At 43.5% G+C, this 25,174-nt stretch carries 21 protein-coding genes and 29 tRNA genes; 39 read left to right on the top strand and 11 right to left on the bottom strand.

What is annotated here, in order from left to right:
- Positions 1-34: 34 nt before the first annotated feature.
- Positions 35-310, top strand: coding sequence for a hypothetical protein (locus IQ276_RS12860; protein WP_193919132.1), 276 nt, complete (start codon positions 35-37; stop codon positions 308-310).
- A 53-nt stretch (positions 311-363) separates the two neighbouring features.
- On the opposite strand, the gene IQ276_RS12855 is transcribed toward IQ276_RS12860, so the two are convergent.
- Together IQ276_RS12855 and IQ276_RS12850 are read right to left on the bottom strand one after the other, a co-directional pair.
- On the bottom strand, positions 364-612 hold the full coding sequence (locus tag IQ276_RS12855) for a hypothetical protein (protein WP_193919134.1): 249 nt from the start codon (positions 610-612) through the stop codon (positions 364-366).
- A 58-nt stretch (positions 613-670) separates the two neighbouring features.
- Positions 671-823 (bottom strand): hypothetical protein, encoded by a 153-nt coding sequence (locus tag IQ276_RS12850; protein ID WP_193919146.1) that lies wholly within the window; start codon positions 821-823, stop codon positions 671-673.
- Positions 824-1,217: 394 nt separating this feature from the next.
- Between IQ276_RS12850 and IQ276_RS12845 the strand changes: the two genes are divergently transcribed.
- Entirely contained in the window at positions 1,218-2,345 is a 1,128-nt protein-coding gene (locus IQ276_RS12845; RefSeq protein ID WP_193919136.1) for a tetratricopeptide repeat protein, read from the top strand.
- Positions 2,346-2,360: 15 nt separating this feature from the next.
- Complete coding sequence (locus IQ276_RS12840; RefSeq protein WP_193919138.1) at positions 2,361-3,248, top strand: trypsin-like serine peptidase; 888 nt, start codon at positions 2,361-2,363, stop codon at positions 3,246-3,248.
- A gap of 141 nt (positions 3,249-3,389) precedes the next feature.
- On the opposite strand, the gene IQ276_RS12835 is transcribed toward IQ276_RS12840, so the two are convergent.
- From IQ276_RS12835 to IQ276_RS12825, 3 genes are read right to left on the bottom strand one after another with little or no spacing between them, the layout of a single operon-like run.
- Complete coding sequence (locus IQ276_RS12835) at positions 3,390-3,767, bottom strand: type II toxin-antitoxin system VapC family toxin (RefSeq protein ID WP_193919140.1); 378 nt, start codon at positions 3,765-3,767, stop codon at positions 3,390-3,392.
- Positions 3,757-4,005 carry a hypothetical protein gene (locus IQ276_RS12830; protein ID WP_309245591.1) on the bottom strand — a complete coding sequence of 83 codons (249 nt, stop codon included), beginning with the start codon at positions 4,003-4,005 and terminating at the stop codon, positions 3,757-3,759. The genes IQ276_RS12835 and IQ276_RS12830 overlap by 11 nt, the downstream gene beginning before the upstream one ends.
- An 18-nt stretch (positions 4,006-4,023) precedes the next feature.
- A complete protein-coding gene (locus tag IQ276_RS12825) occupies positions 4,024-5,280 on the bottom strand; it encodes an ABC transporter substrate-binding protein (RefSeq protein ID WP_235116321.1) in 1,257 nt (418 codons plus the stop codon).
- Between the two features lie 91 nt (positions 5,281-5,371).
- Here IQ276_RS12825 and IQ276_RS12820 point away from each other — a divergent pair, with 91 nt between their 5' ends.
- The 3 genes from IQ276_RS12820 (at position 5,372) to IQ276_RS12810 (ending at position 8,638) form a co-directional block, all read left to right on the top strand.
- Positions 5,372-5,686: a hypothetical protein gene (locus tag IQ276_RS12820; protein WP_235115623.1), complete on the top strand. Its 315-nt coding sequence runs from the start codon at positions 5,372-5,374 to the stop codon at positions 5,684-5,686.
- A gap of 525 nt (positions 5,687-6,211) precedes the next feature.
- Positions 6,212-7,066, top strand: coding sequence for an IS5 family transposase (locus tag IQ276_RS12815; protein ID WP_235115308.1), 855 nt, complete (start codon positions 6,212-6,214; stop codon positions 7,064-7,066).
- A gap of 150 nt (positions 7,067-7,216) precedes the next feature.
- Entirely contained in the window at positions 7,217-8,638 is a 1,422-nt protein-coding gene (locus IQ276_RS12810) for an MFS transporter (RefSeq protein ID WP_235115622.1), read from the top strand.
- Between the two features lie 115 nt (positions 8,639-8,753).
- Here the strand turns inward: IQ276_RS12810 and accD are convergent, their stop codons facing one another.
- From accD to leuB, 4 genes are all read right to left on the bottom strand, one after another.
- Positions 8,754-9,704 (bottom strand): acetyl-CoA carboxylase, carboxyltransferase subunit beta, encoded by a 951-nt coding sequence (gene accD / locus IQ276_RS12805; RefSeq protein ID WP_193926039.1) that lies wholly within the window; start codon positions 9,702-9,704, stop codon positions 8,754-8,756.
- Between the two features lie 686 nt (positions 9,705-10,390).
- Complete coding sequence (locus tag IQ276_RS12800; protein ID WP_235115621.1) at positions 10,391-11,212, bottom strand: prepilin peptidase; 822 nt, start codon at positions 11,210-11,212, stop codon at positions 10,391-10,393.
- Between the two features lie 130 nt (positions 11,213-11,342).
- Positions 11,343-11,603 (bottom strand): hypothetical protein, encoded by a 261-nt coding sequence (locus IQ276_RS12795; RefSeq protein WP_193914475.1) that lies wholly within the window; start codon positions 11,601-11,603, stop codon positions 11,343-11,345.
- Between the two features lie 90 nt (positions 11,604-11,693).
- Entirely contained in the window at positions 11,694-12,782 is a 1,089-nt protein-coding gene (leuB, locus tag IQ276_RS12790; protein ID WP_193914472.1) for a 3-isopropylmalate dehydrogenase, read from the bottom strand.
- Positions 12,783-13,626: 844 nt separating this feature from the next.
- Between leuB and IQ276_RS12785 the strand changes: the two genes are divergently transcribed.
- The 28 genes from IQ276_RS12785 (at position 13,627) to IQ276_RS12650 (ending at position 16,938) form a co-directional block, all read left to right on the top strand.
- Positions 13,627-13,700: transfer RNA gene (locus tag IQ276_RS12785), tRNA-Asp, on the top strand.
- A gap of 4 nt (positions 13,701-13,704) precedes the next feature.
- Positions 13,705-13,826, top strand: a tRNA-OTHER gene (locus IQ276_RS12780).
- 3 nt (positions 13,827-13,829) lie between these two features.
- Positions 13,830-13,902: transfer RNA gene (locus IQ276_RS12775), tRNA-Cys, on the top strand.
- A gap of 7 nt (positions 13,903-13,909) precedes the next feature.
- Positions 13,910-13,983: transfer RNA gene (locus IQ276_RS12770), tRNA-Ile, on the top strand.
- A gap of 3 nt (positions 13,984-13,986) precedes the next feature.
- A tRNA-Trp gene (locus IQ276_RS12765) sits at positions 13,987-14,058 on the top strand.
- A 181-nt stretch (positions 14,059-14,239) separates the two neighbouring features.
- Positions 14,240-14,320, top strand: a tRNA-Tyr gene (locus IQ276_RS12760).
- A 4-nt stretch (positions 14,321-14,324) separates the two neighbouring features.
- Positions 14,325-14,409, top strand: a tRNA-Ser gene (locus IQ276_RS12755).
- A gap of 4 nt (positions 14,410-14,413) precedes the next feature.
- Positions 14,414-14,488, top strand: a tRNA-Arg gene (locus tag IQ276_RS12750).
- A gap of 81 nt (positions 14,489-14,569) precedes the next feature.
- Positions 14,570-14,644, top strand: a tRNA-Phe gene (locus IQ276_RS12745).
- 6 nt (positions 14,645-14,650) lie between these two features.
- Positions 14,651-14,725, top strand: a tRNA-Asn gene (locus IQ276_RS12740).
- Positions 14,726-14,875: 150 nt separating this feature from the next.
- A tRNA-Gln gene (locus IQ276_RS12735) sits at positions 14,876-14,948 on the top strand.
- 3 nt (positions 14,949-14,951) lie between these two features.
- Positions 14,952-15,027, top strand: a tRNA-Gln gene (locus tag IQ276_RS12730).
- Between the two features lie 5 nt (positions 15,028-15,032).
- Positions 15,033-15,109: transfer RNA gene (locus tag IQ276_RS12725), tRNA-Leu, on the top strand.
- Between the two features lie 6 nt (positions 15,110-15,115).
- Positions 15,116-15,193, top strand: a tRNA-Leu gene (locus IQ276_RS12720).
- 1 nt (position 15,194) lies between these two features.
- Positions 15,195-15,267: transfer RNA gene (locus tag IQ276_RS12715), tRNA-Pro, on the top strand.
- A 3-nt stretch (positions 15,268-15,270) separates the two neighbouring features.
- Positions 15,271-15,344 (top strand) — tRNA-Leu (locus IQ276_RS12710).
- Positions 15,345-15,348: 4 nt separating this feature from the next.
- Positions 15,349-15,425, top strand: a tRNA-Leu gene (locus tag IQ276_RS12705).
- 109 nt (positions 15,426-15,534) lie between these two features.
- A tRNA-Leu gene (locus IQ276_RS12700) sits at positions 15,535-15,607 on the top strand.
- Between the two features lie 10 nt (positions 15,608-15,617).
- Positions 15,618-15,694, top strand: a tRNA-Met gene (locus IQ276_RS12695).
- A 173-nt stretch (positions 15,695-15,867) separates the two neighbouring features.
- Positions 15,868-15,940 (top strand) — tRNA-Thr (locus IQ276_RS12690).
- A 103-nt stretch (positions 15,941-16,043) separates the two neighbouring features.
- Positions 16,044-16,115 (top strand) — tRNA-Gly (locus IQ276_RS12685).
- Between the two features lie 5 nt (positions 16,116-16,120).
- Positions 16,121-16,196: transfer RNA gene (locus IQ276_RS12680), tRNA-Val, on the top strand.
- Between the two features lie 6 nt (positions 16,197-16,202).
- Positions 16,203-16,276, top strand: a tRNA-Arg gene (locus IQ276_RS12675).
- A gap of 5 nt (positions 16,277-16,281) precedes the next feature.
- Positions 16,282-16,358: transfer RNA gene (locus tag IQ276_RS12670), tRNA-Ala, on the top strand.
- A 5-nt stretch (positions 16,359-16,363) separates the two neighbouring features.
- A tRNA-Ala gene (locus IQ276_RS12665) sits at positions 16,364-16,437 on the top strand.
- 6 nt (positions 16,438-16,443) lie between these two features.
- Positions 16,444-16,517 (top strand) — tRNA-His (locus tag IQ276_RS12660).
- A gap of 7 nt (positions 16,518-16,524) precedes the next feature.
- Positions 16,525-16,607 (top strand) — tRNA-Ser (locus IQ276_RS12655).
- A 260-nt stretch (positions 16,608-16,867) separates the two neighbouring features.
- Positions 16,868-16,938 (top strand) — tRNA-Lys (locus IQ276_RS12650).
- A 1-nt stretch (position 16,939) separates the two neighbouring features.
- Here the strand turns inward: IQ276_RS12650 and IQ276_RS12645 are convergent.
- Positions 16,940-18,028: a glycoside hydrolase family 3 N-terminal domain-containing protein gene (locus IQ276_RS12645; protein ID WP_193914470.1), complete on the bottom strand. Its 1,089-nt coding sequence runs from the start codon at positions 18,026-18,028 to the stop codon at positions 16,940-16,942.
- Positions 18,029-18,462: 434 nt separating this feature from the next.
- Between IQ276_RS12645 and IQ276_RS12640 the strand changes: the two genes are divergently transcribed.
- From IQ276_RS12640 to IQ276_RS12620, 5 genes are all read left to right on the top strand, one after another.
- Complete coding sequence (locus IQ276_RS12640) at positions 18,463-19,410, top strand: phytanoyl-CoA dioxygenase family protein (RefSeq protein ID WP_193914468.1); 948 nt, start codon at positions 18,463-18,465, stop codon at positions 19,408-19,410.
- A 510-nt stretch (positions 19,411-19,920) separates the two neighbouring features.
- Positions 19,921-21,360 carry a 15-cis-phytoene desaturase gene (gene pds, locus IQ276_RS12635; protein WP_073640885.1) on the top strand — a complete coding sequence of 480 codons (1,440 nt, stop codon included), beginning with the start codon at positions 19,921-19,923 and terminating at the stop codon, positions 21,358-21,360.
- Positions 21,344-22,276, top strand: coding sequence for a 15-cis-phytoene synthase CrtB (gene crtB / locus IQ276_RS12630; protein ID WP_190881267.1), 933 nt, complete (start codon positions 21,344-21,346; stop codon positions 22,274-22,276). Before pds ends, crtB begins: the two co-directional genes overlap by 17 nt.
- 98 nt (positions 22,277-22,374) lie before the next feature.
- Positions 22,375-22,466: transfer RNA gene (locus IQ276_RS12625), tRNA-Ser, on the top strand.
- A 195-nt stretch (positions 22,467-22,661) separates the two neighbouring features.
- On the top strand, positions 22,662-23,930 hold the full coding sequence (locus IQ276_RS12620) for an ABC transporter substrate-binding protein (RefSeq protein WP_193914466.1): 1,269 nt from the start codon (positions 22,662-22,664) through the stop codon (positions 23,928-23,930).
- A 217-nt stretch (positions 23,931-24,147) separates the two neighbouring features.
- Here IQ276_RS12620 and IQ276_RS12615 read toward each other — a convergent pair whose 3' ends face one another.
- Positions 24,148-24,957 carry a hypothetical protein gene (locus IQ276_RS12615; RefSeq protein ID WP_193914464.1) on the bottom strand — a complete coding sequence of 270 codons (810 nt, stop codon included), beginning with the start codon at positions 24,955-24,957 and terminating at the stop codon, positions 24,148-24,150.
- Between the last annotated feature and the right edge of the window lie 217 nt (positions 24,958-25,174).

The raw sequence follows: 25,174 nt of genomic DNA, 5'->3' as shown, positions 1-25,174 counted from the left end.
TGATTCCTCCCCAATACGGTTTGGTTAAGATTTTTTGATTAAAATTCTAAATTCCGAAGACGCGATAAATCGCCGTCTCTACAAAGGAATGATTATTGTAGAGACGGCGATTTATCGCGTCTGGCCTCTGGAAATTTTGACGAGAACAGGTTCTAGGGGTTCACCGTCCCATTCAGGATCGTTGAAATGTGAGAATGTTGCGATCGCCGAGAAACAGAATCCGAGCTTCAACGACATTCGTAATCGGCGATCGCATCTCATACGTGTCTACTTTTGCCTTGGCGAATGGAATTCGCGGCTACACAAGTAAACCAGAAACCCAAACATTAACATCTAAAACAACTCTCATTTTTAAGAGCGTCGTTACCGTCGCATTTCTTTGACCATCTCACTAATTTCTTGAAGAGTAGGTTCATCGGCATCTACTCCTAAAGTTTCGATTTTTTCTGATAATTCTGCCCAACTCAATTGTTTACTAATTTTTTTGAAGACAATTTCATCTTCTGTAACCAATACTTCATATTCTGTCAAAGGTTGGAGTTTAACTAACACCTCTGGCGGAATTTCGAGTTTTCCTTCAGCCGTCACTTTAGCAACAATATTTGTATTCATAGTTTAAATTTACCAGTTTTATAGATTTTATCCTTTTCTCTCTCCTTCCTACTAAATCTTAATTTCTAAGGATGTACTGACTAATAATTTCTTTTAGTTCTTGGGGTGCTTCATTAGCAATAGCTGCGCCCAAATCAGGACGTATAACCCACCACCAAAGCAGTGTTTCCAAAAGACTTGCTGGCTCATCGTTGGGTTTAGTAAACTTCATATTCAAAAGTATTCGTTACAGTAGCCTGAGCAGCAGCCCAAAAATTTGGTGTGAAAAGGAACAATTTACATTTGTACTCTAGTTCATTTCATCTGCATTTTTATAGTACTTTAGTACTATTTGTTAGCGATCGCATTGTGCCAGTTGCGTAAGTCCTGCTATTATCTCCCCTCATCTCCCGTTAGGAAGCGCGAGAAGGAGAAAATCAGACTTTGCTGAGAGAGTTCGTTACAAAAACAGAAACCAGAACCATAACTCTCAACCGCAACCGTAAAATCAATCTAAAGTTTCAGCAATATTACTGGCGACAATTAAATAATTTACTGATAATCGGAATTGATGCCGACAGGATAGGGCTGCAAATAATCACTGATTGAGGCTATGAGGCTAAAGAATGAAGAGGAGTGCAAAGTCTCAACGGGTTTGCTGGTGGTTTCTACCAAAATTGACCCGCTACAGTTTAACTTTATTGCTGAGTGCGGTAATGCTTGCTGATGCTGTGGGGGCGACACCGAGAAACCGAGGGTTGCAGATAGGACAGCAACCAGAAACCACTCAACAAAATGCCACTCGCGCTGCTGCGGAACGGCTTACTCAAGAAGGTTTGCAACTTTCTCAACAAGGTACAATAGAATCACTGCGACAGGCGATCGGGAAATGGCAACAAGCGCTGAAGCTTTGGCAACAAGTTGATGATAAACGCTCGGAAGCCGTCACCTTCATTGGCATTGGCAGAGTCTACGACGATTTAGGAGAAAAGCAAGAAGCACTCAAATACTACAACCAAGCTTTACCAATACTCCGTGCAGTGGGGGACAAGCAAGGGGAAGCCGCCACCCTCACCAATATTGGCAAGGTGTACAACTCATTAGGAGAAAAGCAAGAAGCGCTCAAATACTACAATCAAGCTTTACCCATACGTCGTGTAGTGGGGGACAGGGGAGGGGAAGCCAACACCCTCAACAATATTGGCAGAGTCTACGACGATTTAGGAGAAAAGCAAGAAGCACTCAAATACTACAACCAAGCTTTACCCATAATCCGTGCAGTGGGGGAGAGAGGAGGGGAAGCCACCATCCTCAACAATATTGGCTTAATCTACGACTCACTAGGAGAAAAGCAAGAAGCACTCAAATACTACAACCAAGCTTTACCCATAATCCGTGCAGTGGGGGAGAGAAGAGTGGAAGCCACCACCCTCAACAATATTGGTAGTGTCTACGACTCATTAGGAGAAAAGCAAGAAGCCCTTAAATACTACAACCAAGCTTTACCAATACTCCGTGCAGTGGGGGACAGGGGAGTGGAAGCTATCACTCTCTTTAATATGGCTTTCCTAGAACGCAGTAGGGGTAATTTACAACAAGCCCGGACACATATTCAAGCCGCCATCGACATCATTGAAGATTTACACGCCAAAATAGCTGACCAAGAACTACGTGCTTCTTACCTTGCCTCAGTCCAAGGCTACTACAAATTCTACAACGACCTGCTGATGGAACTGCAAAAAAAAGTCCCATAAAAAGGATACGATGCATTGGCACTGGAAGTTAGCGATCGCTCTCGCGCCCGTGTTCTAATTGAACTACTAACCGAAGCAAACATAGATATCCGTAAAGGCATTGACCCACAAATCCTAGCAGAAGAAACTAGTTTGCGATCGCAAATCAATGCTAAAGAAAAATTATTATCAGAACTATCAACTAAAAAAGTTGGTTCAGATGACCGTATTCCCATGACTAGTAGAGACTACCCTTGGTCAGCCATTGGTAAAATCGAGGGGGTAGGTGCTGATGGTGGCGGTTACAGTTGCACGGGAACGTTGATTTCTGAAGATGTTGTTTTGACAAATGCTCACTGTGTAGTTAACGCTGAAACCGGAAAAGTTAGTCAAGCGATCGCCTTTCTGCCAAACTTAGTTAATGGTGTTGTCAAAAGTAAAAATGATGTCGCTTACGCCACTAATGTTTATTACGGCACAGACTTTAAAAATGGCACTTTAACTGATTACGCAAACGACTGGGCGATTTTGAAACTCAACAAGCCTATCGGTAACAAATATGGTTATTTGGGCTGGAAATCCTTACCATCTTCTGGTTTGGTTGGCGATACGAAAAAATTCGCCTTAGTCGGCTATTCTGGTGATTTTCCTAATCCCAAGAAAAAAGGTTATGAAACTCTAACTGCTGGTGAAAGTATGACTGCTGGCGTTCATTTAAAATGCAGTATCCTCCGCCGTCAGGATAATTTTTTGTACCACAACTGTGATACTAATCAGGGAGCTTCTGGAGGTGCAATTATCAGTAATATAAACGGCAATTATTATATTTTCGCCCTCCACTCCGGCTCAAATGAGGTGAATGGATTGCTGTTGAACCGGGCAGTGGAAATGTCTCGTTTGGATGAGTGGTTGCAAGGGAATTAAGCAAGTTTAATACAGCAGAATTTAGGAGTCATACTGTTTCACTTTTATACTCAATTGCTGTATCGCTTGAACCTGATTAAGTAAGTCTCTGGTTTAAGAAAGCGATCGCTCTTTGTGATGCATGATTTTGTTCAGCTAAATTTACCAATTGATAACCGTTAAAATTGATACCTTCGCAAACTCTTGATCGGCAGTCACCAAGGTTGCTGAATTTTGGATTGTCATTGCTGCTATCACTGCATCCGGTAGTTTCAATCGGTATTGCTGGCGAATTTCAATGATTTTCTCAATCAAAACAGTATCACTCGCCACTAAATTGATAACCTCAACTCGTTGCAGAAACTGGCCAAAAAGCTGACGATCCTGTTGAGTAAGCCCAGAAAAAGCTAGAAATTCAATTTGGCTAATAACTGAAACTCCAATCCAAACAGCACCTTGAAGTAATTGAATAAGTTGAGAACTTCCTTGAAGCAGAGACACAATCGCATTCGTATCCAACATGTAGCGATTACCACTCATCGCGTAGAGTCCTCTGCATTGCTACTGCGTCTCCCTGCCAAGTTAATCGCCCCAATAAATCAGAGAAATCATAATTTGGTTGCTGCTTTGTCTCTGACACAACTGGATTCACAACAACTACAATATTTACTTCTCCAGCTGCTAACTGTGTTGGAATATTAAGATTCAAATATCCTGATTCATCGATTTTAGTCGTAAGTTTTAAAACTTCCATTGCCAAAGAATTAGTAAACCTCATTTCATTTTAAAGTAAGCATCAATCCATTGCCCTAATCTGCTGATTAGCTGCCTTTTCTGCCCGCACCATCGCCTGCTTTAATGGTTGTTGCCCCAATAAGGCGCTGATAAACTGATTCTCAAAATTATTCACGATCGCCCCTGGATATTTACCCACCTGCCAAGGTGTAGCATAATCAACACCAGCCACTAATGGCGATCGCAATGGATCTTGGTCATAGCCTAAATTCTTTGCTACTGATTTACGTGTCGGCAAAGCAAACCCTGTTCCTGTCCACTTCTGCATTCCGGCTTTACCTGTGAGATAAGAAATCAACTCCCAAGCTTCGGCTTTGTGCTGTGCTTGCTTGTTCATCACATACGCAACCGTAAACACCATCGTGCCTTTTTTATCATTAATCGTAGGCAGTTGGGCAGTAGCAAACTCGACTTGGGGAAAGGTTTCAGTTAAGTAAGGAATTGCCCAATTACCTTCAATTACCATTGCCACTTTACTCTGACCAAACATTTCACTACCTGAGTTTGTCCCCACATCAGATTTTTGGGCAGAGGAACGATCTTTTTGATACTGGTCTATTACCAACTGTAAACCTTTCAAACTTGCCTCACTGGCAAAAGTTGCATAGCCATTTTGGTCTATGACTTGTCCACCAAAGGCTTTGATTTTGTAAGCCTGACGCGCCAATTCGGGGATTTCTCCAAACCCGTATCTGTTAAGTTTGCCTGTTAATTGTTTTGAGTAGCTGCGTAGTTCGTCCCAAGTCGCTGGGGGATTACTCAAGCCAGCGGCTGCGAAGGATTTTTTGTTATAAAACAGCGCTAGGGTGGAATAGTCTTTGGGAAGACCATAAATTTGGTTTTCGTATTTGAAGCTGTCGAGTAGAGTATCTTCAAAGTCCGCTAGATCAAATTCGGGAGTGATGTAATTGTCGAGTGGTTCCAGAACATTTTGACTCATCAAAAAAGGAGCTTCTAATGCATCTAAATAAAAGACATCAGGTGCAGCTTCTCCAACTAGGCGGGTTTTGATTACATCCATATATTGGTCAGAAATCACTTCATATTTGACCTTAATAGCTGGATGCTGTGCTTCAAAGTCTTGCAATACCTGTCTCAAGAGTTTTTGCTCAACAGGATTACCTCCCCAACCGCTGAGTTTAACGGTAATTGTGGTAGAGGCTAAGGGTTTGCTTGTTAATTGTAAGTTGTGAAAAGCAATAAAAGCGATCGCAATGGCGATCGCCACTCCGAAAAAAGTTAATAACTTGCTTTTAATCACTGATGAATAAAGGGGATTGGGGATTGGGGATTGGGGACTGGGGATTGGGGATTGGGGATTGGCTGTGCCTTAATCTGGTGTAGGACTTTTGGGCTTACTACTCGGCGACGAGTCTTTAATACTCGTGAATGAGTCTTTGATACTCGGCGACGAGTCTTTAATACTCGGCGACGAGTCTTTGATACTCGTGAATGAGTCTTTGATACTCGTGAATGAGTCTTTGATACTCGGCGACGAGTCTTTAATACTCGGCGACGAGTCTTTGATACTCGTGAATGAGTCTTTGATACTCGGCGACGAGTCTTTGATACTCGTGAATGAGTCTTTGATACTCGGCGACGAGTCTTTAATACTTGTTAATAAACCTCATAACTTCGCTCCCTTAGAGCAGATTTTCAGTTAGTTAAGTACAGCATCTAGGTCTCAAAGTGAGGCATAGAGCCTATTCTAATTCTCAATTCTGACTCCTGAATTCTGACTCCTGAATTCTGCTATATTTATTATCTGCTTTTCTGCTCCTCATTCGCTCTACCTCTTAAGAATTGCTAATCTCATATCAAACTCTCTCTTCTTACTTGTATCGTCTGTAGCTAAGGACTGATATTTTTATTTTTGGACTTTTTATTAACATATACAAGTTAAAATAACGAATAATTATTAATAATGCTGATATAGCAGTTTGCAACTAAATGAGTTACAGAATCTAGGTTTGGTAGCCAGATATTAAGGCTGTTTTACTCCTGAATTCTGAATTCTGCTCTAAGAGGATGTTTGAAAAGTGGTATGTTGTGATTTTAATACCCCCCTTAATCCCCCCTTATAAAGGGGGGAAACAAAAAAATCCGGTTCCCTCCCCTTTATAGAACCCATTTGACATCTTGTGAGGTTTTGAATTAAGGTACTCCTCAGCATCTAAAATCCAATACTAATGGCGTATTCCAGCAACCTCACTGATGCAGAATGGGAAATTTTTGAACCCTTATTGCAAGAGATATTACCGACTAAGAAGCAGACTCGACCGACCAACTGGCCAAAGCGAGATATCTTCAATGGAATTCTCTATCAACTAAAAAATGGATGCAATTGGCAAGACTTACCTAAAGACCTCCCCCCTTATTCCACTGTATATTGGCACTACAAACAGTGGCGAGCAGCCGGGGTATTTGAGGAACTGATGAGTGTCTTACATGGACAAGTGCGTGAACAGGTAAAAAAAAAACCGCACTGGACGACATTGATCATCATTGACTCCCAAGCAGTGAAAAATACCTGCAACGCCAGTGTGGAGTCGAAAGGTTTTTGCTTCTACAAAGCCACCAACGGTATTAAAAGGCATTTGGCTATTGACACCCTTGGGTTTCCCTTTTTTACGCTCTGTACTCGCGCCAATGTCTCGGATGATGCCGGATTAATTGAGATGTTTACTCTCAACATCGACTACTTCAAGTCAAAACCTATCGATATTCCCAAGATTACTATCCTGCTAGATCATGGGTATCACCCAGAATATTTGACTCAGGAGTTAGAGCGAATTTACCCAGAGATCATGACCAAAATTCAGTTTCAACTTTCTACGAAACCCTCAAAACAAGAGAAAGCGGCACAAGGAAAATCTGGATTTGTTCCGGCAATAGCTAGATGGGTGATCGAACGCTCCAATGCTTGGATGGAGCGCTGTAAAATTCTGGTTAAGAACTTTGAACGAACCCTGGTTAGTGCCACTGCCAAACTCAATATCTGCTTCATCAGGCTAATGATTAAGAGGCTTGCAGCACCTTCTTAGATGTCAAATGGGTTCTATAAGGGGAGGGTTAGGGTGGGGTAAAAAATATTTGATACATCAATCATGACTTTTAAAACATCTCTCTAAAAGCATACTGAATTATTCGACAACTCGATTGATGCCAGGATGCTTCACCCACAAACATAGATTATGGATTTTGTTCCGGTTGAAATATCTGCGCCTCTGAGTCTGGAAATTGCCCAGATTACTACACCGCAAACAGCAGTTTCTCCAACTTCTCGCATTCCCAAGGATGCTATTCGCAGAAGTTTAAAAGCCTCTACAGTAGATTCTGTTTTAGCAGCGGTTTATTCCATTGGTACTAGCGGTATTTTACTTGGCAATTTATTGGTGGAGTTAGATGCTAGTCCAGTGGTATTTGGGATGTTGTCCTCTATCCCCATGTTGGTGAATCTGATTCAGCCCTTGGGTGCTTACTTGTCTGAACGCAGCACTAGCCGCTTTCAATATGCACTGCGGACGCACGGAATTGCTCGCCTATTGTGGCTAATTTTAGTAATTGGAATTGCAGGCGCAAGCTGGGGACTGTTGAATACTAACCAGTTAGTGATATTAACACTCTTAATTATTCTATTCAGCTATCTTTTAGCAGGACTAGGAACTGCATCGTGGCTAAGTTGGTTGGCAATGATAGTTCCCCGACGATTGCGAGGCAGGTATTTTGGTATACGCAATAGCGCCGCTAGCCTCACCAATTTGATTTGCCTACCAATAGCTGGTTTAGTTGTATCTCACTGGTATGGGGGAGTTTTACAAGGTTATGGGGTGATTCTGCTATTGAGTATTATTTTTGGAATTGTCGGGCTAGGGTGTCAGTATTTTCAAGTGGATATGAATCCGCTGGCGCAAAACACTTATGTTGGCAAGTTACCTCAAACAAATGAGACTCCATCAGACGCTACAAAAAACGAATCTTCCCAAGAAACTCAATTAATTTATACACCACCAGACCAGTTAACTATTAGTATTTGGAAAAACTCTAACTTTTTGAGATTTCTGTGGTATTTCGGCTTGTGGACGCTGGCTTTTAACCTCAGCGCTCCTTTTTTTAATCTCTACATGCTGGACACCTTGGATTTGAATGTTAGCTACGTGACTATCTACACCAGCCTTCAGGCGGGGGCGAATTTGCTGATGTTGATTCTGTGGGGCAAATTAGCAGATAAGATAGGCAATCGCCCCATTCTGATCTTTGGTGGAATTCTGGTTGCAGCCACACCATTGCTGTGGCTGGGGATTGGTGTTAATCGCCTTGATATCTGGCTATGGTTGCCACTGTTACACATCTTGACTGGAGGTACAGGGGCGGCAATGGATTTATGTAATAACAATATTCAATTAGGGATTGCGCCGATTAAAAATCAGTCTATCTATTTTGCGATCGCAGCTGCCGTTGCTGGGGCGAGTGGTGCTTTGGGCACAACCATAGGCAGCTTCATCCTGGAATTTACTCAATCTGGAGGCTCATTGGCGTTATTTGCCCTCTCTACTGTATTTCGACTAACAGCCCTGATTCCGTTGATTTTTACCCAAGAACCGGGAAGGGGATGAGGGGGATGAGGGAGCAGGGGAGGCAGGGGAGGCAGGGGAGGCAGGGGAGGCAGGGGGAGAAATAACTAATGACTAATGCCCAATGCCCCATGCCCAATGCCCCATGCCCCATCCTTTATTCTGCGGCAGTAGAAGTCAAGGTCATGCTTTCCCATAACACCATATGAGGTGGTGTTAGCACAGGCTGGTGTAGGGCAATCAGCTGGGCTAAGGTGTTCTTTAATTGGGTACGCGGTACAATATCATCGACAAAGCCGTGCAGGAGTAAATCTTCAGCGGTCTGAAAATCATCGGGCAGTTTTTCCCGTAGGGTTTGCTCAATCACTCGCCGACCTGCAAAACCAATGGTTGCTTTGGGTTCTGCCAAAATAATATCGCCCAACATTGCAAAACTAGCGGTAACGCCCCCTGTTGTAGGATTTGTCAAAACAGGAATATACAACAGTCGGGCGTCTTGATGGCGTTGTAAGGCTGCGGAGATTTTCGCCATCTGCATCAGGGAAAGCATTCCTTCTTGCATTCTCGCGCCACCGGAGGTGCAGACAATAATTACAGGATACCGTCGCTGAGTGGCTTGCTCAATCATGCGGGTGAGTTTTTCTCCCACAACCGAACCCATACTACCACCCATGAAGCGGAAGTCCATAACCCCAAGGGCAACAGGTAAACCATTGATTTGACCCAAACCAGTTTTAACTGCGTCTATTAAGCCAATTTTTTCCTGGGTTTCTCGTAGGCGATCGCTGTAGAGTTTGCGATCGCGGAATTGCAGCGGATCGGTTGGACGCAAATGCTCGTCTAGAGGTTTCCAGGTATTGTGGTCTACCAATTGACGGATACGCTCATCGCTATCTACACGATTATGATGACCACATTCGACACAAACCATCTGGTTAGCTCTCAAGTCTTTTGTGTATGTCAACACACCACAATTAGAACATTTATGCCACAGACCATCAGCAATTTCACGTTCTTGGCGTTCGAGGCTGGTAGATCCTGATTTACGTCGATTTGCAAACCAATCAAATAAAGACTTTAAACCGCGTGATTCTTCGTTGTTAGCCATTTTTATTTTATTTTAAGTGGGTATGAGGTCGAAACCATCTGAAGCCCTATCGGGTTGTCCTTAGCCATTAACCATTTGTTTTTACCAATGAGTAATGACTACATCGTCAAATTAAGCTTTTAAGCAATTCAGACCTTAATTTTCATCTTTGGTTGCCAGCTTAACGAAAATACTCATGCCAACACAAGTCTCTTGCTCTTTTTTTAGAGGACTTTTTATATGAATCTAGTGAGAAAGCCATGCAAAGACTAACCTCCAAATAAGATGCTTACCCTCTCCTACCCAAATTAATTATTTTTTTGCTGGGTCATAAGCCAATACAGTTCAGTTAAGGAAATTTATCTGTTAAGGCAGGCAGGGGGAGCAGGGGAGGCAGGGGAGGCAGGGGGAGAAAAAAAGGCTTAACTGAACCGTATTGGGTCATAAGCAATCAGTATCTGTTTTATTAGTTGTGCTTGCCAACAGCTAATCGTCGTTAAGAGGGTAATACAAGTCACGAGCTGAATATTATCAAAATGTCAAGGGCAGATGGCGTAATGCAAGTTACAGTCACGAATTATTATGAAGGGATTGGGGACTGGGGATTGGGTATTGGGTACTAGGTATTGGATATTAACTTTTAATTCCTCTTCCCCAGTCCCCAGTCCCCAGTCCCCAGTCCCCAGTCCCCAGTCCCCAATCCCAATTCATGACGCTGGAAAAAATAACCGTAGGTAGCTAGATAAAATAATTTCACCAACAAATAAAGTAATTACATACCCTAAAGCCAGAAAAGGCCCGAAAGGCATCTTTTGTCCGAGTCTGTGGCGCGATCGCACAATCACACCGCTACCCACTAACGCTCCCAGCACACAGGCGATAAAACTAGCCAAGAGCAAATATTTCCATCCTAACCAGGCTCCCATCATCGCTGCTAACTTGGCGTCACCTGCGCCCATAGCAGCTTTACCGAAGGCAATTGAACCTAATATGGCGATCGCATCAAATAGCCATAAGCCCAATACTGCACCAACTATGCCCATCATCAAGTGATTTACCAGTGCTACAGAACTAGCCTCTGGTAAAAAACCAACCACCATTTGAAATAAAATTCCCACCACCAAACCCGACTTAGTAAGTGCATTGGGTAAGGTCATTGTATCCAGGTCAATCAGCGATAGCGCCAATAACCAACTGCAAAAAGCCCAATAGCCTATTGTGAAAGTTGAAGCTTTGAATACTAAAAAAACCAGCAAAAAAATTATTCCCGTTATCCCTTCTACCACAGGATAACGGGGAGAAATTTTGCTTTTGCAATATCGACACCGCCCTCTTAAAGAAATCCAGCCGAAGACTGGTACATTGTCGTAGGCTTTTAGCTGGTTTAAGCAACGCGGACAACGAGAAGGCGGCCAAAGAATTGACAACCCAGCAGGTAGCCGATAAACAACAACATTGATAAAACTGCCAACGGATGCACCCAAAGCAAAGACAATTGCACTCGCCAAGGCGGCGAATAAAATGTCCATATAGTCATTTGTCCTTTGTCATTTGTCCTTCGTCATTTATCGTTTGTCATTTGCCCTTTGTCGAGGGCTAATAACTAATGACCAATGACCAATGACTAATGACCAATGCCCAATGCCCAATGCCCAATGCTTAATACATGTGGGATTCAATTTGACTCAAGGGCACAAAACATTCTTGAGGTAAGAGAACTGGTTGGTTAGTAAAAATAACCTTACCTCGATGAGTCATGCGATTAATTGCTACACCGGAAGGTTGCCCAGCTATTTCGGGATGTACTTCACAGTGAGTATAGTAGATCTGCCCAGCGGCTCTGATTACGGCGGTATCAATCAAAGGTGGCTGGTTCTTTGGAACGGTGAAATTTGTTTGGCCTTGTCGTAATGCGTACACTATCGACTGTTATTTGATTGCTAGATTTCTCTCTAGTCTACCCGAAACTTATGGTAAAGGTTGCCAAATTGCCCAGGTTGAATTATGAATTTATTCAGCTTCAAGAGCTAAAATCAGCGCATTGCCCATAGCACGGCAACCTAAGAGATTTTTTCCAGGTGAAATGATATCCCCAGTGCGATCGCCTTGTTCTAAAACTTGTAGTACGGCTTTTTCTATGTGGTCTGCGGCTTTTGGCTGATTTAAACCGTAGCGTAACATCATGGCCGCACTCAAAACCTGTGCTAGAGGATTTGCCTTATCTTGTCCTGCAATATCTGGGGCGGAACCATGAACTGGTTCAAATACACCAGGCCCCTCAGCGCCCAAACTAGCGGAAGGCAGCATCCCAATACTACCTGTGAGCATGGCAGCAGCATCAGAGAGAATATCGCCAAACAAATTACCTGTGACAATGGTATCGAACTGCTTGGGAGAGCGTACCAACTGCATGGCAGCATTATCTACATAAAGATGAGACAGTTCGATGTCTGGATATTCTGAAGAAAGTTGAGTAATGCGATCGCGCCATAACTGAGATACTTCTAATACGTTCGCTTTATCCACCGAACAAAGTTTGCCGCCGCGTTTGCGGGCTGCTTCAAAAGCCACTCTTCCAATGCGATCGATTTCTGATTCAGTGTAAACCATCGTATTTACACCGCGTTTTTCACCAGTTTCCGTAGTAAAAATTCCCTTGGGCTTACCAAAATAAATCCCACCAGTCAATTCCCGCACCACCATAATATCGACGCCTTCCACAACTTCCCGCTTCAAAGTCGAAGCATCGATTAGCTGGGGCAAAATTTTTGCTGGGCGTAAATTGGCAAATAATCCCAAACCCGCACGTAGCCCCAACAAACCTGCTTCTGGGCGTAAATTGGATGGTAGAGAATCCCACTTGTAGCCACCAATGGCAGCGAGTAATACAGCATCACTATTACGGCAAGTATCTAAAGTCGCAGAAGGCAGAGGTTCGCCCGTGGCGTCAATTGCTGCACCGCCGATGAGGGCTTCTTGGAATTCAAACTGAATATCAAATTGCTTCCCTACAACTTTCAGCACATCTACCGCCACTGCCATAATTTCAGGGCCAATGCCATCGCCGGGGAGTAGGGTAATGCGGTAGTTCTGGGTCATAGCTCGTTTCTATTGGTAAATGCTTGCAGATCAAATATCATACCGAGCAAAACGTACCGATGGAGTTTTTAATTTATAGCGATTCTCATTTGAATGAGGTATGTGGGTAGGGGCGCACAGCTGTGCGCCCCTGCGAGGATATATTTTTTTCTATACCTCACCCATGCAGGAACCGCTATATTTAGATGTTTGTTGCCTGAATCGCTCCATCGGTAATCAGACACAAGAACCCATTAGTTTAGAAGCCTAGACAATACCGCTGATTTTGGCAAACTCGTGACGTACTGAAGACTTAATTATCCTTTGTCGCTTGATGTAGTTGTCTCTGTAATCAAGCTTTTAACCCCTCACCCAATCATCTCATCAGTTGTAGTGTGACTTTTTAGAGTGCTTAGTCAGTTAAAACCTAAGCACAGAAACTCTTGTGGGCAATTTAAAAAAAATTTTCTCAAACCCCTTGACACCTCTTGTAGTATTTTGTAGTATAAATGTAGTGAAGCGAAAGACAAGCTTCGCAAAGGTCAAAGTGATGTTCTACATACAAATTAAGGACAGACGTTGGAATAAACCAAAGTCCCCAATCAACAAAGCGGCTTCTACTTGCAAACCATCGGAAGTAGAGGCAAGAAACGAAAAAAGTTCAAAGTTTGCACTGTTACAAACGACTGAATACATCAGGAATATACAACAGATTTACTACCTAGAATTTCCGTTGTTTTCCTAAGATTTTCTAACAGTAAAAAATAATTTATCTGAACCTTGAAAACTGAATAAGAAATGGGCAAGTTCACCAACAAAACATGTGCCTAAAAACCTCAAATTTTAGGCACAGATTCTCAAAAATCGGGGTGTAGCTCAATTGGCTAGAGCGTTCCGTTGTCTGCGGAAATGTTGCGGGTTCAAGTCCCGTCACCCTGGTTGAAGTCCTGTAGGCGAATAGTTTAAGCCGTCAGCCTACGGCAGTCGCTACAACGGAGGGAACCTCCGCAACGCGCTGCCTCCTCAAGCTGAAGACTGCGAGTGCAAATCTCGTCGGGACTCCCAAACGGCTGAGTAGCCAAGTGGTTGAAGGCATTGGTCTGCAAAACCGACATCGTGAGTTCAAATCTCACCTCAGCCTCTGGTACCGCAGTGTAGCTTAACGTAAAGCCCCTGGCTCATAACCGGGTCGATGCGGGTTCAAGTCCCGCCACTGCTACCAAATGCAGGGATGGTGTAACGGCAACACCTCGTGACTCCAAATCCGATGTTCTGGGTTCAAATCCTAGTCCCTGCGTCAGACAATTTTGGATTTTGGATTTTAGATTTTAGATTAAAAAATTTAATCCAAAATCTAAAATCCAAAATTTAAAATCTAAAATTCTCTCAATCATGCCCCTGTGGACGAATGGTTAAGTCGCTGTTCTTTCAAACCAGAGATTGCGGGTTCAAATCCGGTCGGGGGAATGACTTATTCTGGGTTGGCTCGCCTATTGGTGTGGGCTGCGCTCTGTAAAAGCGTCCTTTCTTGGTTGCAGGTTCAATTCCTGCCCAACCCACTGAGGAGAAGTGACCGAGTGGCCGAAGGTAGCTGTTTGCTAAACAGTATCGGATAATACCGACGCAGGTTCAAATCCTGTCTTCTCCGCCTTGAGAGTGTGGTGTAACTGGATAACATCTCAGTCTACGAAACTGAAGATTTGAGGGTTCAAATCCCTCCGCTCTCGTTACATGGGAGAGATGATGGAGTGGCTGATTCGAGTTGAATTAAACCAGTCCACTGGGTAAAACCCATCTCTCCTCCTTATCCCCCGGTAGCTCAGTTGGTAGTTAGCGCCTGTCTGAAGAACAGGAGGTCGTCGGTTCGATTCCGACCTGGGGGGCTTCGTTGCCTCATAGCTCAATGGCAGAGCAAGCGGCTGTTAACCGCGCGGTTGTAGGTTCGAGTCCTACTGAGGCAGCCAATCATAATTCGTAATTACTAATTCGTAATTCGTAATTAAATAGAAATTGATACCCAGGTTTCTATAAACGGCTTGTATGTTAGTCGGGGTTTAAATCCCCGTCACAGAACATAATTACGAATTACGAATTACGAACTACGAATTCTTTAATGCCGGGTGGACGAATTGGTAAGTCGCATCGCTCTGAACGATGAGGTTGCAGGTTCAAACCCTGCCCTGGCAATAAAGCCCTGTGGTGTAATTGGCAACATAGCGCCCTTTGAAGGCGAAGATTCCAGGTTCGAGTCCTGGTGGGGCTGCCAAACATGCTCTTGTAGCCCAACTGGAAGAGGCTGCCGTCTCAAAAACGGTAAGTTGTGGGTTCGATTCCCACCAAGAGTACCAAAATTTGCTCCTGTAGCCCAATTGGAAGAGGTGGCAGACTTAAAATCTGTTTAGTTGTGGGTTCGACTCCCACCAGGAGTACCAACGGGATGTAATTCAGCGGCGAGAAGCCATGCTTTGGGAGCATGGAGTCGCAGGTTCGAGTCCTGCCATCCCGATATGCCCCTGTGACGGAACTGGCATACGTGCTGGAATCAGAGTCCAGATTTTGCAGGTTCAAATCCTGTCAGGGGTACTAAGCTCTCGTGGCGGAACGGAAGACGCACTAGACCGAGGATCTAGTTTTTTGCAGGTTCAAATCCTGTCGGGAGTACCAAAATATCTGGGTGTGGCGCAGTTGGGAGCGCGGGAGTTTCGGGAACTCCAGGTCGTAAAACCCTGCGGGAAGCCGCTAAGGGGTCTACAATCCCTGCCACTCAGACTTTGCCCTTGTAGCCCAACGGAAGAGGCGCTTCGCCTAGAACGAAGAGGTTGCTGGTTCAAATCCAGTCAGGGGTATTGGTGAATATGCGGGGATAGAGCAACGGTGGCTCGTCAGGCTCATAACCTGAACATCGGCAGGTTCGACTCCTGCCCCCGTCACCAAATTTTAGATTTTAGATTTTAAATTTTCGATTGTTGATTCAAACTGAAAATTTAAAAAGGTGTGAGAGCAAGCTTGCTTTATTTGTGCAACAAATACTTTCATCCCAAATCTACAATTCTTTACTCAAACTCATATCTGAAGCTATGGGGTCAATCTAAAATCCAAAAATAGTGCTGGTGTAGCTCAATTGGCAGAGCAACTGACTTGTAATCAGTAGGTTGCAGGTTCAATTCCTGTTACCAGCTTGATGCGGGTGTGATGTAACGGCAGCATGAGACGTTTCCACCGTCTTCGTGCGAGTACCCTCCGGGAAGCAAGCTACAAATCTCGCCGTCCGCTCTGAAACTTGCGGGTGTGATGTAATCGGTAGCATCTGAGTGCGCCATACTCAGTGCGTGGGTTCAAGTCCCTCCACTCGCTTGTGTAGTCCTGTAACTCAATTGGTAGAGTGTCTTCCTTACAAGAAGAATGTCGCGGGTTCAATTCCTGCCAGGACTACCAAATCTTGGGAGTGTAGCTCAATGGAATAGAGCTTCAAGTTTCTACCTTGAAGGTTGTGGGTTTAAGTCCTACCACTCCCGCCTATGGGTCTGTAGCTTAATTGGTAAAGCGTCTAACTGGCTGTTAGAAGGTTGTCGGTTCGATTCCGACCAGTATCCACCAAATATGGGGTCATAGCTCAAATGGATAGAGCGCCTGCCTTGCAAGCAGGAGGTTATGGGTTCAAATCCCATTGATTCCACTGATGGTGTCTGAAGCCAAAGTGGTCGAGGCGCTGGTTTGTGGAACCAGTCACAGCGGGTTCGAGTCCCGTCAGACGCCCTTGAATGGAAGATGCTGCTGAATGGACGGCAACCAAGCTTGAACCTTGGAGTACGGGCAACTGTAGGGGTTCGATTCCTCCATCTTCCTCTTTTTCCACCTGGAGCCGAAAAGCGAGGCGCTGTGCTGATAACACAGAAATAGGAGGGGCAGTACCTCCCTGGTGGATTTATATACAGCAGAATTCAGAATTCAGGAGTCAGAATTCAGAATTAGAATAGTTTCTCTATCTAGCTTTGAGAGCTAGATTAGTGTACTTCATTAACTTGAAATCTCCTGTATAAGTTTGGTGTTACAAGATTTGCGATGTAATACGATCGCACTTGCTCATTTCTTTTTCAAATTAACTAGGGTGGTTGGCATACCGGCTGTGCAGCGGGCTTTTAACCCGCAGAAATAGGTTCGACCCCTATACCACCCATTTATGAATAGCAACTAGCGATCGCCAGTTGAGCATGTTGCAATAAGATATCTTTATTCAAAGCCTGGACGGTATATTGCGGTGTTACTGCCAGTAGTTTCTCAATCCTTTCTCTAGCTGCTTCCACGACTGCTTCATCTAAGCTACCGTTACTCAGAGAATCGGCAAAATCTTCAGCAATCCGATAAGTTCTTTCAATAGATGATGAATTAATATTACGTGAAACAATAAACAGGTCGCAGCCTGCATTAAATGACCGCGCCACAGTACCAGCTTGAATAAACATATCTGAGATTGCTTTCATATCTAAGTCGTCAGAAACAACCACTCCCTGAAAACCCAGTTCCTCCCTTAGTATGTTTTTGAGAATAGGACGGGAAAGAGTTGCTGGCACATCAGGATCTATCCTGGGAAATAAGATATGGACAGTCATAACTAGAGGAATCTGTACTTCGATGAGGGTTTTGAAAGGTATCAGTTCTCGAAGTCGCAATTCTTCTAAGGTCAAATTGAGTATTGGTAGCTCGATGTGAGAATCTTGGCTTGTGTCTCCATGTCCGGGGAAATGCTTGGCGCATCCAATAATTCCTGAATCTCGAAGTCCAAGGTAGTAGTCACGGGCATCTTGAGCAGCAGTTTCGGGAGTGCTACCAAAGGCACGAGAGCCAATTACAGGATTATTGGGATGGGAAAAAATATCTGCTACGGGTGCCCAAGATAAATTTATTCCTAGTGATTTTAGCTCCACGGCTGTGGCTTTTGCTACTTCGTAGGCGTGCGATCGCAACAATAACGCTTGAGGAAATCGCGTAATCGGCGCTGGTGTGCGAACAACACGACCTCCTTCATGATCCAAAGTCAAAAACATGGAATCACGTCCAGTATATTCTCGTATCTGGTTGTTTAGATCCTTGAACTTTTGTAGCCAAACCTCATAGGGGGTGCCATCCAGAAAATTTTTAGCAAAAAATATCACCCCTATCGGCTTTAATTCACTGAGTGCCCGTTTATCGTCATCACTTAATGTAGTACTAGAAATACCTAGAATCAGGTGATGTCCAAAGCGGTTTAGCTCTTGCGATCGTGCCATAATCCTTTACCTATAGTTGTGTAGCAATACAACTGGGATGCTCAACTTCAAAATATCAACTCTAATCCTATACCTTTATCAGGAGTGGGGAGTGGAGGAGATGAGGGGAATGAGGGGCACAGGGGAGAATAATTCTTAACTCCTAACTCCTAACTTCTCACAAGCTAAACTCCCTGCTATCCATATACAGCACTCCCAATGCTCAATTTCCTTCAAACTTTCAGTAACTCTTTAAAAAAAGAGTGACTTATAAAAAGAAACAGTAAATATATCTTTCAGTAAATATCGTTATTCATTTTTAAGAATTAAGATACCAGTTACATGGTATTACTTACGTAAGTCTAAATCGGTTTTTCGGCAAAAGTATTTTTGCTTAGATCCAAGAGTGTCTTGCTACAGGCATTGCATCCTGCTGTTTTCATCCCAGGAGATTTATGTCAATAAGCTTATTTAATAACTGTTTAGATAGAATTATTTCCAAAATTTATAATATTTGTTACGAAAATTACAAAGGATTGATTAAAAATCCTAGATGGCTTTTGATGCGTAAAATTGCTCGATTTAAAATTGGGCGAGCTATCATGATTTATTTCTTAAAGCGTTCAGCTAAATTAGATTTTAATCAGAGCAATTCTTGTTTTCCAGATGTCAATGTAGATGAAGTTGTTAACCATCTTAAAACTGAAGGTTTACATTTGGGGATTCATCTGCCTCAAGACATTGTTAAAGAAATCATCGAATTTGCTCATTCAACAGCTTGTTATGGTAATAGAAAACCAGATATGGGTTTCCATTACCATCAAAAAGAACAAGCCCAAACTAAGTCAGGAAAGCAGTTTATCATTGGAAGTTATTTTAATACAGCTTTGTTTTGCCCTGCTATCAAAAAAATCCAAAATGATCCAAAATTATTGGCAATAGCTGCTGCATTTTTGGATGCTGAACCAATACATCAAGGGAATCTGATGTGGTGGAGCTTTTCCGGACAAACAACATTTTATCAGCAAAGTCAAGCTGCTCAATTGTTTCACTATGATATAGACGATTATCGTTTTTTGAAGTTTTTTTTCTATTTAACTGATGTGGATGATCGCAGTGGACCTCATGTTTGTGTTCGTAGTAGTCATAAGAAGAAAAAATGGTCACATCTTTGGCTACGCAAACGAGAAACAGACCAAGATATCATCGATTATTATGGTTCCGAATCTTTAGTGAAGATTTGCGGCAAAGCTGGTTTTGGATTTGTGGAAGATCCGCTTTCTTTCCATAAGGGAATTACCCCTAGTCATCAAGACCGTTTAATATTGCAAATAGAATTTGCTAGAACTGACTATGGGATGCAGCACGATTTACGATCGCCTTCTCTACTGAAATGTATTTAGTTTAAATTGTGCGATCGCGACTAATCCTCAAATCGAGCTGTTAATAGCTTTCCATTGAATTTTACATCTCACAGGTGCAACTCAATTACAATAGTCAAAATACTTAATCATAAACAAATAAAGTATTTATTTTTACTTAAACATAATTTTCAGGAAAGTAACCTGGAAATGGATTAGGAGTCTTCAGCAATGCCGCAAACATTTCCTGAGAGCAAATACACGGATTACCAAAGAAATCAACTACTTTGAGACAACAGTTAATAAGTAGTTTTTTTAGTCAGAGGTAATGAATTTTGTTTCTCTACATCTGGTAGTCTAAATTTAGATGAAATCAAGGCTGCAAAGCCATTGTCAACAATGGTTGTCTTGATGGGTGTGTGTTAGGCAAAATTCCCTTTGAAACAAGTTTTTTGGGAAAGCGATCGCACAACGACCACTAAATGTAACGGATTGCAACGTATAATGAAAACGGCAAAACCATTAAGAAATATTGAAAGGCAGTAGGGTTAAATGCGAGTAGCGATCGCGGGTGCTGGTCTAGCAGGGCTTTCCTGCGCGAAATATCTTACAGACGCAGGTCATACTCCCATTGTCTTGGAAAGCCGGGACGTACTGGGTGGCCTTGTTGCGGCTTGGAAAGACTCTGATGGCGACTGGTACGAAACCGGGTTACACGCCTTCTTTGGGGCATACCCGAATATGCTCCAATTGCTCAAGGAGTTGGGCATTGAAGACAGACTCCAGTGGAAAGAGCACACACTGATTTTCAATCAACCAGACAAGCCTGGGACATTCTCACGTTTTGATGTTCCAGACATTCCATCTCCATTCAACGTGATTGCATCGATTCTTCGCAACAAAGACATGTTGACTTGGGAGCAGAAGATTCGATTTGCAATTGGCCTACTTCCAGCAGTGGTTCGGGGTCAAAAGTATGTTGAAGACATGGACAAGTACAGCTTCTTAGAGTGGTTGGAAAGGCAAGGTGTTGATGAGCGAGTAACTAGTGACGTGTTTATCGCTGCATGTAAAGCCCTCACCTTTATCAATCCCGATGAAGTTTCTGCAACGATTCTGTTAACTGCGCTAAACCGCTTTCTGCAAGAACGATACGGTTCTAAGATTGCATTTTTGGACGGTTCTCCCACAGAACGCCTATGCAACCCTATCGTAGATTACATCACAGAACGTGGTGGCGAAGTGCGGTTAAATGCACCGTTGAAAGAAATTTTGCTCAACCCCGATAACACGGTTAAAGGATTCTTGATTCGGGGGTTAAATGGAGCAGAAGATGAAATTATCACAGCTGATTCCTATGTATCAGCCATATCAGTTGACCCCCTGAAAGCGATCTTGCCTGGGTCTTGGAAGCAAATGGAGTTTTTCCAGAAGCTAGAAGGCTTAGAAGGAGTACCAGTGATCAACCTGCATCTGTGGTTTGACCGGAAACTGACAGAAATTGATCACTTGCTATTTTCGCGATCGCCACTCCTGAGCGTTTATGCTGATATGAGCAATACCTGCCGTGAATACGCCAACCCTGACCGCTCGATGCTGGAATTAGTTCTAGCCCCGGCAAAAGATTGGATAGCCAAATCCGATGAGGAGATTGTGGCTGCAACAATTGCCGAGTTAGAAAAACTCTTCCCCGACCACTTTGGGGGAGACAACCCAGCAAAACTGCTGAAATCTCATGTGGTGAAAACGCCGCGTTCAGTTTACAAAGCGACCCCCGGTCGTCAACAGTACCGTCCTGCACAAGTCACGCCAATTGTCAACTTCTATCTCGCCGGAAGTTACACCATGCAACGCTACTTAGGCAGTATGGAAGGTGCCGTACTTTCTGGTAAGCTGACAGCACAGGCGATTTCTGAGGCCTTCCCGGTAGCAAAATCCTCAAACCTGCAAACGCTCACCCGACCGCCTGCAACGAATGCTGCAACTGCCTGAATCGAAAGCCCGCATGAAAACGCTGGTCTCTGTGGACGAGTCCTACGAACTTTGTCGTCATCTCATAGCCAAGTATTCCACGACTTTTTACCTCAGTACTTTGCTTCTGAGCAAGGAAAAGCGTCCTGCTATTTGGGCAATCTATGCTTGGTGTCGCCGTTTAGATGAACTGGTGGATGGTCCTGCATCTGCTATTACCACCCCAGAAACCCTAGACCTATGGGAGCAGCAGCTAGAATCGATTTTTGCTGGACGCCCATTGGATAATTTCGACGTAGCTTTGGTAGATACTGTTCAACGCTTCCCGATGGACATTGAGCCTTTTCGGGATATGATAGCTGGTCAACGTATGGACTTATACCGAAGTCGCTATGAAACCTTCGAGGAGTTATATCTCTACTGTTATCGTGTCGCCGGCACTGTAGGCTTGATGTCAACAGCAGTCATGGGATTGGATACTAGCAAAAATACAGCTCCGTGGAATCGTCAACAACAGTCACATAATCCCACCGAAGAAGAAATTGCCTTGGGAATTGCCAAGCAACTCACCAACATCTTGCGGGATGTAGGCGAGGATGCGCGACGTGGGCGAATTTATATTCCTCTAGAAGATTTGGCAAGATTCAACTATACCGAACAAGATTTGTTTGCGGGTATAGTTGACGATCGCTGGCGTTCCTTAATGCGCTTTCAAATTGCTCGGGCACGACAGTTTTATCGCAAGGCAGAAAAAGGAATCTCCTGCCTAGCTTATGATGGTCGTTGGCCTGTGTGGGCGGCTCTGATGCATTACAGTGGGATTTTAACCGTAATTGAACGTAACGATTATAATGCCTTCACGAAACGCGCCTACGTGCCTCAGTGGCAAAAGTTACGTTCTTTGCCCGTGGCCTGGATGCGATCGCAAGTCCTTTGAGAAATTAGTCATTGGTCATTGGAGAAAAACAAAAGACAAATGACTAATGACTATTGACTCTCCCAAATAAATCTGCTAACCTTATTATTCGTGACCCAGGAGAGGTGGCTGAGTGGTCGAAAGCGGCAGATTGCTAATCTGTTGTACGGCAGGCAACTCCGTACCGAGGGTTCGAATCCCTCCCTCTCCGTTTTTCAGACTTTGACATAGATATCGCACTATATTGTGTGCAAAAAATACTCGCACTTAAGAGTAAGGACTTTTACTTCTTCAGAGGGATGATATGATTTATCCTTTGGAGTCCTGATAAAATCAAACTAACTTGCAAATGTAGTTTGAATATTACTTTTAGGCTCCTAAATATATTGAGGAGTGAAAGTAACTTATGCAAAGAATTAGTGCAGCCTTAACCTTGAGTATAATTACCCTAGCAAGTGGGTTTCTGTTAGGGGCTTGTGAAGATGGTAATGGAAGTAACCCTACAGCTAGTGGACTGAAAATTGGTTCCCTGCTGCCAACAACAGGCGATTTAGCATCTATTGGACAGCAGATGGCTGCTAGTGTTCCCTTGCTAGTGCAAACCGTCAACGCTTGCGGTGGTGTAAATGGCCAACCTGTTACCCTTGTTGCTGTAGACGACCAAACAGACCCGAAAGCTGGTGCTGCCGGTATGACTAAACTAGCATCAGTAGATAAGGTTGCAGGCGTCGTTGGCTCTTTTGCTAGCAGTGTTTCCACAGCCGCCGTTTCAATTGCTGCTCAAAATCAAGTGATGTTAATTTCACCAGGTAGCACCAGCCCTGTATTTACTGAAAAGGCACAAAAAGGCGACTTCAAAGGTTTTTGGGCACGTACAGTTCCCCCTGATAGCTACCAAGGCCCAGCTTTAGCCCAACTCGCCACTAAAAAAGGTTTCAAGCGAGTATCCACCGTCGTAATTAATAACGACTATGGTGTGGGTTTTGAAAAAGCATTTGTTCAAGCTTTTGAAAAATTGGGGGGAACCATAGTCAATAAAAAGAATCCTGTCCGCTACGACCCCAAAGCAACTACCTTTGAAAGTGAAGCCACTGCTGCTTTTGCTGGCAAGCCAGATGCAGTCCTTGGAGTTTTTTATGTAGAAACAGGTAGCCTGTTGCTCAAGTCAGCATATCAGCAAGGTCTAAGTAAAGGCGTGCAGGTAATGCTGACAGATGGTATGAAATCAGACGAATTTCCTGGTCAAGTTGGCAAAGGTAGTGACGGTAAATACATTGCATCTGGAACCATCGGCACAGTCCCTGGTTCTGATGGTAAAGCATTAGACGCTTTAAAAAAGCTTTGGCAAGAGAAAAAAAATAGTTCACCAGGGGAATTCGCTCCCCAAGCTTGGGATGCTGCTGCTTTATTAGTATTGGCGGCGCAAGCTGCTAAACAAAATACAGGCCCTGGGATAGCCAAGCACATCCGTGAAGTTGCTGGCGGCCCTGGTACAGAAGTTACCGATGTCTGCGAGGGACTGAAGTTGCTCAAAGAAGGTAAAGATATTAACTACCAAGGAGCCAGCGGTAATGTAGATGTTGATGCTAACGGTGATGTCATCGGTGTTTACGATGTCTGGACTGTAGGAGACGATGGCAAAATCAAGGTAATTGATAAAGTTACCCCTAAGTAGAAAGTTAACAGTTAGGAGTTAAGGTCAGAATTCAGAATTCAGAATTCAGAATTCTGGAGTCAGAATAATTCAAGAATCAGGAGAATTCACGATCAATGAATACGCTAATCAGATCTAGACTCGTTATCAATTCTGAATTCTTAACTCCTAACTCCTAACTCCTAACTCCTAACTCCTAACTCCTAACTCCTAACTCCTAACTCCTAACTCCTAACTTTTAAAAGCCATTGAAATTATAACCAACACCTAGTAACAAGCCCACGTCAGTTTGATCGAAAAATCCTGCATTCACAGACGCTGTTGCCGTAAATTGAGAACTAAGAGGCACATCAACCCCACCAGATATTAAAAAGGCAAATTGGGAATCATCACCAGTTTTCCAGGCTGCACCCACTCCTACGTAAGGTGCAATGCCTAACGGTTCGCTAAAAACATCTGCTGGCTTGAAAGAAAAATCATAGGTGACGGGAAGTAAAACTGTGGTATTGTCGCCAATGATAGCGGATGGTCGGACTGATATAGCACTTGTTAAGCCGACTTTGCTGATTACCGCGAAGTTGCCATCGCCTAAAGATGAGTCTCCACCACTCAAACCAATATTCCCAGCAACCCCAACATAGCTACTACCGCCACGAGTAGTTGTACCTAGATCGATATCTGATTGTGCCACTTTGGGAGCAGATGGTTGAGAAATAGACTCAGAATTGGGTTGCACAGGCTCAGAAATAAGCTTTGCAGATGAGGTTGCAACTGTCCCTGGAATGGGTGTGAGGGTTTCTGCCGCACCATTGGGCAACTGATCTATCCTAGTTACATTTGCTACTGTAGATGGCTCAGTTGTTTCTGTAACCTCCAGTTCAGTACTTAATTCATTGCCAGACACTACAGCTGCCGGAGACTCGGTTAGTGGCTGAGTGTTTACCGCATCCACTGTCTGGGCAATAGCAGATAAGCCGCTACTCAGGACTGTAAGAGTAGCTATACTTGGTAACCAAAAAACACCTTTACGAAGAAAGCTAGTATTCACGTTCACTCCTAAAACAATTATTGCCACGAAGAATAAAAGGTTTTGTTGATTTATATCAACAAATTCGGACAATACTCAAAATTTAACATCAAAAAATCCGTTTTTACATCCTGGTTTGAATGGATTTATTTACTTAACAGTGAGTAGCAAAAAATTAAATCCTATATCCTAAATATCCGGAATTTAACAGATGACAAAAATTATCCTGGCTTTATGC

The sequence above is a fragment of the Desmonostoc muscorum LEGE 12446 genome, from assembly GCF_015207005.2.
Lineage (GTDB): Bacteria > Cyanobacteriota > Cyanobacteriia > Cyanobacteriales > Nostocaceae > Nostoc > Nostoc muscorum.
Note: the sequence above shows the minus strand (reverse complement) of the source record. Positions and strands in the feature narration are given on the sequence as shown.

Coding starts and splice junctions, on each gene's coding strand:
- IQ276_RS12830 (WP_309245591.1), bottom strand. CDS start 4,005: ATGAGGTTTACTAATTCTTTGGCAATGGAAGTTTTAAAACTTACGACT.
- pds (WP_073640885.1), top strand. CDS start 19,921: ATGCGAGTAGCGATCGCGGGTGCTGGTCTAGCAGGGCTTTCCTGCGCG.
- IQ276_RS12640 (WP_193914468.1), top strand. CDS start 18,463: ATGTCAATAAGCTTATTTAATAACTGTTTAGATAGAATTATTTCCAAA.
- leuB (WP_193914472.1), bottom strand. CDS start 12,782: ATGACCCAGAACTACCGCATTACCCTACTCCCCGGCGATGGCATTGGC.
- IQ276_RS12850 (WP_193919146.1), bottom strand. CDS start 823: ATGAAGTTTACTAAACCCAACGATGAGCCAGCAAGTCTTTTGGAAACA.
- IQ276_RS12855 (WP_193919134.1), bottom strand. CDS start 612: ATGAATACAAATATTGTTGCTAAAGTGACGGCTGAAGGAAAACTCGAA.
- IQ276_RS12800 (WP_235115621.1), bottom strand. CDS start 11,212: ATGGACATTTTATTCGCCGCCTTGGCGAGTGCAATTGTCTTTGCTTTG.
- crtB (WP_190881267.1), top strand. CDS start 21,344: ATGCTGCAACTGCCTGAATCGAAAGCCCGCATGAAAACGCTGGTCTCT.
- IQ276_RS12620 (WP_193914466.1), top strand. CDS start 22,662: ATGCAAAGAATTAGTGCAGCCTTAACCTTGAGTATAATTACCCTAGCA.
- IQ276_RS12845 (WP_193919136.1), top strand. CDS start 1,218: ATGAAGAGGAGTGCAAAGTCTCAACGGGTTTGCTGGTGGTTTCTACCA.
- IQ276_RS12645 (WP_193914470.1), bottom strand. CDS start 18,028: ATGGCACGATCGCAAGAGCTAAACCGCTTTGGACATCACCTGATTCTA.
- IQ276_RS12810 (WP_235115622.1), top strand. CDS start 7,217: ATGGATTTTGTTCCGGTTGAAATATCTGCGCCTCTGAGTCTGGAAATT.
- IQ276_RS12815 (WP_235115308.1), top strand. CDS start 6,212: ATGGCGTATTCCAGCAACCTCACTGATGCAGAATGGGAAATTTTTGAA.
- accD (WP_193926039.1), bottom strand. CDS start 9,704: ATGGCTAACAACGAAGAATCACGCGGTTTAAAGTCTTTATTTGATTGG.
- IQ276_RS12835 (WP_193919140.1), bottom strand. CDS start 3,767: ATGAGTGGTAATCGCTACATGTTGGATACGAATGCGATTGTGTCTCTG.